Origin of the sequence: Streptomyces carpinensis (assembly GCF_002154505.1) — a bacterium.
Lineage (GTDB): Bacteria > Actinomycetota > Actinomycetes > Streptomycetales > Streptomycetaceae > Streptomyces > Streptomyces carpinensis.
In genome coordinates this window covers 1-571 of sequence record NZ_MUBM01000602.1, presented here as the reverse complement: position 1 = coordinate 571, position 571 = coordinate 1, and the positions used below count along the sequence as shown (strand labels likewise).

The window sequence follows — 571 nt, the reverse complement described above, 5'->3', positions numbered from 1 at the left end:
GAAGCCGTCGGCGCCCAGCGACTGGTACGGGCCCGGCACCCAGCGGGCGATCTGGTCCGGCACCGATCGCATCCAGTCGGAGACGGCCACGAACGGGCCCTCGGCCCCGCTCAGCTTCCGCGTCACCCACGGCACCCGCTGCTCCTCCTCCGGGTGCAGCAGGTTGTGCTCCTCGCAGGCCACGGCCTCGCGGCGCAGCTCGTTCCAGGAGGTCGCCGACCACACGTCGGCCTTGACGTCCCAGTCCTCGGCGAGGATCTTCTGCGCTTCGAGCGCCCACGGCACCGCCACGCCGGAGGCCATGATCTGCGCCGGGATCTCGCCCGCCGTGCCCGGAGCGATCCGGTGGACGCCCTTGAGGATGCCCTCGACGTCCACGTTCTCCGGCTCGGCCGGCTGCCGGATCGGCTCGTTGTAGACGGTGAGNNGTGGCCGTCGGCGTGCTGCAGACCCTCACCGGTCAGAGTCGTACGTCCGGCGGTCGCGCCCAGGACGAAACCGCGCGCCAGCTGGTCGGCCATCTGCCAGAACTGATCGCCGGTGCGCTGGAAGCCGAACATCGAGTAGAAGA

1 pseudogene is annotated in these 571 nt (G+C 70.8%); it reads right to left on the bottom strand.

Annotation, left to right across the window (positions count from 1 at the left end):
• Nucleotides 1-571, bottom strand: a pseudogene (locus BZY54_RS46800) (transketolase-like TK C-terminal-containing protein); the annotation flags it as partial.